The organism is Variovorax sp. GW821-FHT10D07, assembly GCF_059415325.1.
The window spans coordinates 387359-395537 of sequence record NZ_JBWKMZ010000006.1 but is presented as its reverse complement, the minus strand read 5'-3'; the positions used below and the strand labels follow the sequence as shown (position 1 = coordinate 395537).

Here is an 8179-nt window from a genome sequence, read left to right as displayed (position 1 = left end):
GGACAGTGAAACGACTCAGCGCCGATGATAGTGCGGGTTCCCGTGTGAAAGTAGGTCATCGTCAGGCTCTTACAGCCTAGAAACCCCAGCCCCAAAGGCTGGGGTTTCTTCTTTGCAGAAACGAAAAAGCGCATCGCCCAAAACGATGCGCTTTTTTTTTATTAGCAATTCAATTGGCGGTGTAACGCAAGCAATTGGTCAAATGACCTTGAAGGCAGGCAAATCCACCAAGTGAGGACGGCCGCCCAGCATCCGCGGAAGCGTCTCCGCATTGACTTCGAACGGGACCCCAGGAGCGATCTGGCTGACCTGATCGAGCCGGTCCACCAAGTCCTGCGGTAGCGCCAGGTCGAGCGCCAGAAGGTTGTTGTCGAGCTGCTCCACCGTACGCGGCCCGATGATCGTGATGATCGATGTGGTGGACTTCCGCGCCTTGGCGCCGAGCCATGCCAGCGCCACTTCGGCCGGCGATCTCCCGAGCTGCACACCCGCATCGATCACGGCGTCCACGACGGCCGCGTCGCGCTCGGTCTTCTCGGTGCGGATGACCCGGCCCATGCCCTGCAGCCGACCTTGCTCTCCATTGCGGTACTTGCCCGTGAGCAGGCCGCCCCCGAGCGGAGACCACACGGCAGCGGCCAAGCCCAGGGCTTCGGCCATCGGCATCAGTTCACGATCGGCGCTGCGTTCGATCAGGCTGTACTCGAACTGCACCCCGACGAGTGGCGACCAGCCACGCAGTTCCGCCAGCAGGTCCGCACGCGCGATGCGCCAGGCCGGGAAGTTCGAGAAGCCGGCGTAGAGGATCTTTCCCGCGCGCACGAGGTCGTCGAGCCCTCGCAGAATTTCCTCGGTGGGCGTGACGTTGTCGGAGTGATGGACCCACAGCAGGTCGATGCGGTCCGTCTTGAGCCGTTGCAGGCTCTGCTCGACGGAGTAGACGAGGTTCTTGCGGCTGTTGCCGGTCTTGGCCAGCGTCGGCTCCTTCGATGCGCCGCCGCTGTACTTCGTCGCCACCACGATGTCGTCGCGGACCGGTGCGATGAGCTCGCCGAGCATGGATTCGGACTGGCCGAACTGGTAGCCGTCGGCGGTGTCGAAAAAGTTGCCGCCGGCCTCGAGATAGCGATCGAACACCCGGCGCGCATCGGCATGCTCGGAGCCGTAGCCCCAACCCGTGCCGAACAGGGCGACACCGAGTGCGAATTCAGAGACGCGAAGGCCGGACTTGCGGCCGAGAAGACGATAGCGCATGGAATTTCTCCTTCGTTGATGGACGATCACTCACCCGGCGCCACCATGTGCGCCTCTTGCAGGCCGTTCGCCGCCTGGGCATCGCGGCCGGGCATCAGCAGCCGTGTCAGCACCAGCGAGGCCACGGCCACGCCGGCGGCGGACCACGCGGCGGCGGCGAATCCGGTGCCGAATGCATGTCGCAACGCAGTTGCAGCAGCGGCGGCCGTATCGGTGGGAAGCGCCTGCAATGCGTGCAACGCCCCCGCCACATCGCCCGCGCTGAAGCGCTTGGCCACGTCCCGCGCCAGTGCGGGCGCCAATGGCCACTGCGCGGCCGCGCGCTGGAAATCCGCAGTGGCCATCGCGACCAGCACCGCGCCCAATCCGGCCACGCCCGCCAGCAGACCGCTGAAGCGTGTGGTGCCCGCCAGGCCCGAGGCCATGCCCGCGCGCTGCGGCGGGATCGCGCCCTGCATGGCCTTGGCCGTTTCGCCGTTGAGCAGGCCGGCGCCCGTGCCCGCAAGCGCCATCGCACAGGCGAAGGCTAGATAGTTCGATCCGCCGGTGGCCAGCAGCGCCATGGCCGCATTCGCCACGCCGCTCAGCCCCAGGCCCAGGCACAGCAACGCGCGCGGCGTCCACCCGGCCGTGTAGTGGGCCGCGATGCGCGGTACCAGGAACATGGGCAGCGCGAACGGCAGCATCGAGATGCCCGCGCTGGCCGGTGACAAGCCAAAGGCGTTCTGCAAGTACAGCGGCAGGTAGAACAGCATGACCTGCGCCCCCGCCGCGTAACCCACCATGGCGAAAGCGCTGCCGACGAAAGCCGGCGAGCGCAGCAGCCTGAAGTCGACCATGGGCCGCGCCTGCAGGCCCTCGATCACCACGAAGGCCTCGAGCAGCAGCACGCCGCCGATCAGGCGTCCCAGCACCGCGGGCGAAGTCCAGCCCAGCGCGTTGCCGTCGATGGCGGCCCAGGTCAGCAGGAACAGCGCACCGCTGAAGGTGGCGACGCCGCCATAGTCCAGCCGCACGGCTTCCTTGTCGCGCGACTCTTCCACCACCCGCAGCGTGGCGGCGATCAGCACCACGCCGATCGGCAGGTTGATGAGAAACACCCAATGCCAGCCGATGGTGCTGGAGATCACACCGCCGAGGATGGGCCCGCAGGTGATGGCGATGCCCAGGCAGGCGCCCCAGAACGCGTAGGCCCGTGCGCGCGCGGGTCCCTGGAAGCTGTGGTTGATCACTGCCAGCGCCGCCGTCAACAGCAGGGCTGCGCCGATCCCCTGGAACGCCCGCGACACATTCAGCACCCAGGCGGCCGGGGCCGTGCCGCAGAACAGCGAAGCGCCGACGAAGAGCACCTGCCCCACCACCATGATGCGTCGCCGGCCATACCGGTCGCACAGCGAGCCCGCAGCCATGAGCAGGGCCGCGAAGGGCAGCATGTACGCGGTGATCACCCATTGCATGTCCGCGAACTCGGCATTGAGCGTGTGCGCGATGGTGGGCAGGGCGACCGCCACCACGTTGGTGTCGAGCATCACCAGCGACGACACCATGGAGGCCACCAGCAGAACGGCCTGCTGGCGACGTGGATCCTGCGCGATGGCAGGCGAGGCTGCGGCCTGTTGTGGCGCGGGCGTGGGTGGAAGGCTGGCGGTCATGATTTAGGGGCATATGCCCATATTGGGGTCAACGAGAAAAGCGGTGGATGCAAACCCGAAAAATCAGGAGGCCCGCGAACTCAGCCGCTCGTCCGCGGCAATGTCCAGCAAGGTGATGCGCAAGATCGCCGCCTCCGCTTCGCCGAACACCTCGCAGAAGCGGTCCTGCGCGCGCTGCCACAGCGGTTGCGCGCGAGCGACGAGTGCCTGGCCCTTGCGGGTCAGCACCACCTGGCGCTGGCGCCGATCCGACTCGCCATGCTGCAGCGCCAGCAGGCCATCGCGTTCCAACGGGCGCAAGGTGTGACCCAGGGCGGAGCGGTCCATCACCAGGGCATCGGCCAGCACCTGAAGGGTGGGCGCCTCGCTGGCACGCCGGCTCAGTTCCATCAGGATCGAATACTGGGTGGAACGCAGCCCCACGGGTGCCAGCGCCTCGTCATAGAGCTGCGTGACGCGGCGCGTGGCCTTGCGCAGCGCGGTGCTGCAGCACATGCCGTGGTGGTGGTGGGCGGAGGTCATGCGCAATTATGGGTATATGCCCATAAACCGCGAGGGCGGTAGTGTTTACCGCGTGGCGCTGCCGCTTCGCCGTGAGCGCCTTGCGGCCGGGGCCGCCGTCAACCACCGTGCCGAGCCCGCTACGGCTCAGCGATGCACCCCGCAACCGCCGATGCCGCAAGCACACGCGGATTGGCCAGATAGACATCGCCGTCCCCCATCCGCCCCGGCATGTTCCTGTTCGTCGCAGAGATGGCGACCTGCCCCGCGCGAGGCCCCCCGGGGCCCGCACTGATGCACGCGCCGCATCCAGGCTCGTCGATCACCGTCACGCCGGCCGCGACAAGCACGTCGTGGTAGCCCGCCTGCCTGGCCTGTTGCTGCACCAGCTGCGAGCCGTATTGCACATAGGTCGGAATGCGGACGCGGCGGCCGCTGAAGACTTCGGCATACATCGCAATGCTGCCCAGGTCACCGGCAGTGCACGAGCCGCCATAGGCCAGGTCCAGCGGCGTTCCCAGCACTTGCTCGAGCGGCACCCCGTTGCCGGGATGGCCGGGGCGCGCCACCAGGGTCTGGATCGCGCCGAGGTCGACGGTCATCACGCGCTCGTATTCGGCCTCCGGATCGGGACGCAGGCACAGGGCCCAGGCATCCTCCGGCGCGATCTGCCGCCGAACGGCCAGGTGATCGATCATCGCCAACGTGGGTTCGCACACGGCGGTCAACGCATTGCATTCGACCGCCATGTTCGCGAGCACGGCCTGCTCGTCGAACATCAAGGTCTCGAGGCCGCTGCCGCCGAATTCGATGACGCGGCCTGTGAAGATGCCCGACGCCTTGCCGATGCCGGCCAGGTGAAGCATCACGTCCTTCGCCGTGCAGGCCGCGGACAAGCGGCCCTCGAGCTGGACCCTGACGGTCCGCGGGACACGAACGCTGAGCACGTTCCACTCCCACACGGCGGCGATCTCGCTGTTGCCGACGCCATAGGCCAGGCAATTGAGCGCGCCGGCGGAGCAGGTGTGCGAGTCGGTCCCGACGATGACCTGGCCGGGAAGGGCGACCTGCTCGCGGATCACCGTGTGGCAGATGCCCGTGGGCGTTCCTTGCGGCGTGGCGTGCCAATGCATCCCGGTCCGCTCGGCCAGCGTACGCTGCGACATGCGCAGATCGGCAATGCCGGCCAGCGCTTCGGCATCGATGCCCGGCAATCGCGAGGCCAGCGTCAGGTGGTCCGGAAAAGAGTGGACGGTTGCAGGCCGCTGGACGCGAACCGGTCGTCCGAGGGCCGCCTCGGCGGCGGCCGCGGCAGGCGCCGTCGTGTAGTCATGGGAGAACGCCGCATCGACCTCGAGAAAGCCCGTGTCCCCGGGTCGAACCGCACCGAAGCGCGTCTTCATGCGCCGCGCCATGATCTTCTCCGCGAGGGTCATCGCGCGGGCCGGCGTCGCGATGGCCTCGTCGTGTTCCTTGCCTTCGCTGCGGGCCTGCATGAAGGGGAACAGGCCACCGCGGCGAAGAATCCTGCGCGAGCTCGCGTCGAAGCCCTCGAGCAGCTCGTCGAATGCGAGGGTCTCGCCATCGGCCATGCGCCAGGCGAGTGCGGGATCGGTGATCGGCAGCATCCCGTTGTTGATCAGGTTCTGCCGATGAATGGGCGCGATGGACGGGGCGAACACCGCGCCGATCCCCGCGATCAGCAGCGCCCGGGCAGCGACCTCGCGCGAACTGCCTTCGCCCCATCCCTCGCCCGCCAGAATCAGGCCGAAGCCGCCTTGCCGTATCTCCCTGGCCTCGACGTAGCCGCCGTTTCCCAGGGAGCGCAGCAGGAGGTCGCCGAGCCGGTCGTCGTAGTAGTAGCAATCGGGGTTCGCCTTGATGATCGCGTCGGTCGATACATGGGCGAACAGATCGGAGACCGCGGGCCTTTCGGTCAGTGTGGCGCCTTGCAACTGGGTGCGCAGCGGGCCGCGGTCGTGCGTCAGATACAGGGCCCTGCCCACCAGCCTGGCGGCGGTGGCGAGGCCGTCGTCGTCCAGCAGGATGGTGAGATGGCCGACCTGGCGAAGCTTCGAAGTCATCGTGGGCATGAGGAAGGAGGTCGTCAATCGAGCGGCTTGAAGCCGGTGTCCTCGATCACCTTGCGCCACCGCTCGAGATCGGGCTTCATGCGCGCGGCCAGTTGGCTGGCGCCCGCATTGCCGGGCCTGAAGGCCAGCTGGCGGAAGGTCTCCTGCACGCTCGGCTGCTGCAGCGCGGTCTTCACCCCTGCCTCGACCTGCTGCACGAACTCCAGTGGCGTGCCGGCCGGATAGAAGAAGGCGTTGTAGTCCTCGAGCGTCAGCGCGCCGAAGCCCGCCTCGGCGATGGTCGGCACGTCCGGCAGGCTGCGTTCGGCGCCGCTGGTGGCCAGCAGCCTGATCCGGCCGCTGCCCAGGTGCGGCACCAGGCCCGAGGTCACGTCGACGCCGAAGGGTATCTGCCCGCCATTGAGTGCCTGCAGATGCGGCGCGCCGCCGAGGAAGGGAACGTAGTTCATCGCCACGCCGGCCTCGCGCCCGAGCATGGCGCCCATGAAGTGCGGGATCGACCCGACGCCGACGCCGCCGTAGTTCCCGTTCCTCGGATCCGCCTTCACCCACTGCACGTACTCGCGCAGCGACTTGATGCCCGGTGCTGCCGACGTGCTGGCGACGAAGCCGAACTCCATGTTGACGACGGACGCCACCGGCACGAAGTCGCGCAGCGGGTCGTAGCCGAGGTTCTTGAAGACGTGCGGGTACACGCACATCAGCGTCGAGGACGTCAGCAGCAGGGTGTTGCCGTCGGGCCTGGCGCTCTTCACGTAGGTGTTGGCCAGGCGGGCACCGGCACCGGGCTTGTTGTCGACGATGACGGTCGCCTTCAGCGCCTTCTCCAGGTGCGGTGACATGGTGCGCGCGATGACGTCGGTGGAGCCGCCCGGCGGAAAGCCGATGACGATTCGAACGGTGCGCCCGGACACGCTCGAGAGCTGCGCGCGCGCGACCTGCGCGGCGCCGAGCGCGCCCATGGCGATCGTGTGGAGGACTTGTCGGCGTTTCATGACTGGCTCCCGTGAATGCGTTGCACGCCCAGCACCTCGTCGCGGGTCAGCAGGGTCGCGTACTTCTGTCCCATGTCGAACAGGTTGGCCTCGTGCGCCGGCAGCGAACGGTCGCCCACGCAGTCGGTCACGACCACGGGGCGGAAGCCGTGACACATCGCGTCCACCACGCTGGCGCGCACGCAGCCGCTGGTGGTGCAGCCCGTCACCAGCACGGTCTTCACGCCGCGCTGCGACAGCCAGCCCGCCAGCGAGGTGCCGAAGAAGGCGGAAGGATGGACCTTGCGCACCACCAGTTCGCCGGCGGAAGGCTGCAGCTGCGGCACGAACTGGCTGCCGTGCGCGTCTTCCTTCAAGGCGAGGATGCTGGGCACCTTGAGCGCGAAGATGTTGGCGTCGGCTCCGTCGTCCTGGTAGACCACCCTCGTATGCGCGATCGGCCAGCCGCGCGCACGCGCCTCGGCCAGGAGGCCGTGCGTGCATTCGATGGCGGGCCCGATGTTGCCGCCGCCGAAGCTGCCCGGGTCGGCGAATCCATTGATGAAGTCGACGATCAGCAGGGCGAACGGGGCCTCGGGCGGCAGGGCGTTGCCGAAGCCCTGCTGGCGGTACACGTCGTCGTCGCGGCTCATTGCAGGGCCTCCTCGACGACCTTGCCGTCGCGCACCACCACCACGCCGTCGAGCTCCACCGTGCAGTTGCGCAACGGAATGTCGAGATGGCAGGCCGTCGTGCGCGGGCCACCGACCTCGTTGTTGGGCCCCAGGGAGAACAGGAAGTTGCCTTCGAAGGCGCGCGCGTCCATGCCCACCGTCTGCTCGCGGTCGAGCAGGGACAGCGTGTGCCAGTAGCAGCGCGGCTGCATGCCCCAGCCGATGTGCGCCATCGCATAGGCCTCGGGGTCCTTGTAGGCCTCCATGAACTCGCGCATCAGCTGCGCGTCAATGTCGCCTTCGATCTCGCGCACGAAGCCGTCGCGCACCGTCAGCGTGATCTTGTCCGCCATGTAGTTCTTCTGCGGCAGGAGGATGTCGCCCTTGTCGATCACGATGGTGCCGTCGCTTCCGCCCTCGTTGGCGAAGGTGAAGAGGAAGCCGCTGGGCCAATGGTCCCAGCGGCCGGGCTCGTCGCAGAACCCGTACTCGCCGATGGTGGGAAAGTCGCCGATCTTGAAGGTGGCATCGGTGCCGGCGGGCGAGGTCACGCGCATCAGCCGGGCCTTGCTCAGCACCTCGGTGGCGCGCCGCACGCGGCGGCGATCTTCTTGCGTGGGCACGGCCCGCACCAGGATCTCGGGCGGTTCGACGGCCAGCAGGATCTTGGTGCCGGACCCGAGGATTTCCATCTGCTCGGGCGAGAACAGCAGCACCATCAGGTCGAGCACCAGGTCGCTCGTCTTCAGCGCCGCGAGCGCCACCGGGTTGTTGCTCAGCGGCGTCTCGCCCAGCCAGTTCAGGCGGTCGCGGCTCGTGGCCTTCTCGGCGTTGATCGGCGGCAGCTCGATCGTCGTGACGACCGCACCCGCGTTCTGGGCCGCGACCAGCGCGGTCCGCAGCGTCTGCGGGTTCGTGTAGGGCGCGCACAGGATGGTCACCGTTTGGCCGGGCTCGAGCCTGGACAGCCGGAGAACCTCTTCCCAGGCCTTCGTCAATTGGTAGTCGCTGACAGCGGACATTTTTTGTAC

7 protein-coding genes are annotated in these 8179 nt (G+C 67.7%); all 7 read right to left on the bottom strand.

What is annotated here, in order from left to right; genetic code table 11:
* Window positions 1-198: 198 nt before the first annotated feature.
* Entirely contained in the window at window positions 199-1254 is a 1056-nt protein-coding gene (locus AC07PU_RS20505; RefSeq protein ID WP_495319981.1) for an aldo/keto reductase, read from the bottom strand.
* Between the two features lie 26 nt (window positions 1255-1280).
* Entirely contained in the window at window positions 1281-2906 is a 1626-nt protein-coding gene (locus tag AC07PU_RS20500) for an MFS transporter (protein ID WP_495319979.1), read from the bottom strand.
* Between the two features lie 63 nt (window positions 2907-2969).
* Window positions 2970-3428 (bottom strand): MarR family winged helix-turn-helix transcriptional regulator, encoded by a 459-nt coding sequence (locus AC07PU_RS20495; RefSeq protein WP_398492550.1) that lies wholly within the window; start codon window positions 3426-3428, stop codon window positions 2970-2972.
* A gap of 119 nt (window positions 3429-3547) precedes the next feature.
* The gene (locus tag AC07PU_RS20490; RefSeq protein WP_495319976.1) at window positions 3548-5491 is read right to left on the bottom strand and encodes an aconitase family protein; all 1944 of its coding nucleotides are present in this window, start codon (window positions 5489-5491) and stop codon (window positions 3548-3550) included.
* A 23-nt stretch (window positions 5492-5514) separates the two neighbouring features.
* Window positions 5515-6495 carry a tripartite tricarboxylate transporter substrate-binding protein gene (locus AC07PU_RS20485; RefSeq protein ID WP_495319974.1) on the bottom strand — a complete coding sequence of 327 codons (981 nt, stop codon included), beginning with the start codon at window positions 6493-6495 and terminating at the stop codon, window positions 5515-5517.
* Window positions 6492-7127 carry an isochorismatase family protein gene (locus AC07PU_RS20480; RefSeq protein WP_495319972.1) on the bottom strand — a complete coding sequence of 212 codons (636 nt, stop codon included), beginning with the start codon at window positions 7125-7127 and terminating at the stop codon, window positions 6492-6494. The genes AC07PU_RS20485 and AC07PU_RS20480 overlap by 4 nt, the downstream gene beginning before the upstream one ends.
* A complete protein-coding gene (locus tag AC07PU_RS20475) occupies window positions 7124-8170 on the bottom strand; it encodes a 2,5-dihydroxypyridine 5,6-dioxygenase NicX family protein (protein WP_495319970.1) in 1047 nt (348 codons plus the stop codon). The genes AC07PU_RS20480 and AC07PU_RS20475 overlap by 4 nt, the downstream gene beginning before the upstream one ends.
* Between the last annotated feature and the right edge of the window lie 9 nt (window positions 8171-8179).

Excerpts from the sequence above, each read along its gene's own strand:
- AC07PU_RS20505 (WP_495319981.1), bottom strand. The coding sequence starts at position 1,254 with ATGCGCTATCGTCTTCTCGGCCGCAAGTCCGGCCTTCGCGTCTCTGAA.
- AC07PU_RS20500 (WP_495319979.1), bottom strand. The coding sequence starts at position 2,906 with ATGACCGCCAGCCTTCCACCCACGCCCGCGCCACAACAGGCCGCAGCC.
- AC07PU_RS20495 (WP_398492550.1), bottom strand. The coding sequence starts at position 3,428 with ATGACCTCCGCCCACCACCACCACGGCATGTGCTGCAGCACCGCGCTG.
- AC07PU_RS20490 (WP_495319976.1), bottom strand. The coding sequence starts at position 5,491 with ATGACTTCGAAGCTTCGCCAGGTCGGCCATCTCACCATCCTGCTGGAC.
- AC07PU_RS20485 (WP_495319974.1), bottom strand. The coding sequence starts at position 6,495 with ATGAAACGCCGACAAGTCCTCCACACGATCGCCATGGGCGCGCTCGGC.
- AC07PU_RS20480 (WP_495319972.1), bottom strand. The coding sequence starts at position 7,127 with ATGAGCCGCGACGACGACGTGTACCGCCAGCAGGGCTTCGGCAACGCC.
- AC07PU_RS20475 (WP_495319970.1), bottom strand. The coding sequence starts at position 8,170 with ATGTCCGCTGTCAGCGACTACCAATTGACGAAGGCCTGGGAAGAGGTT.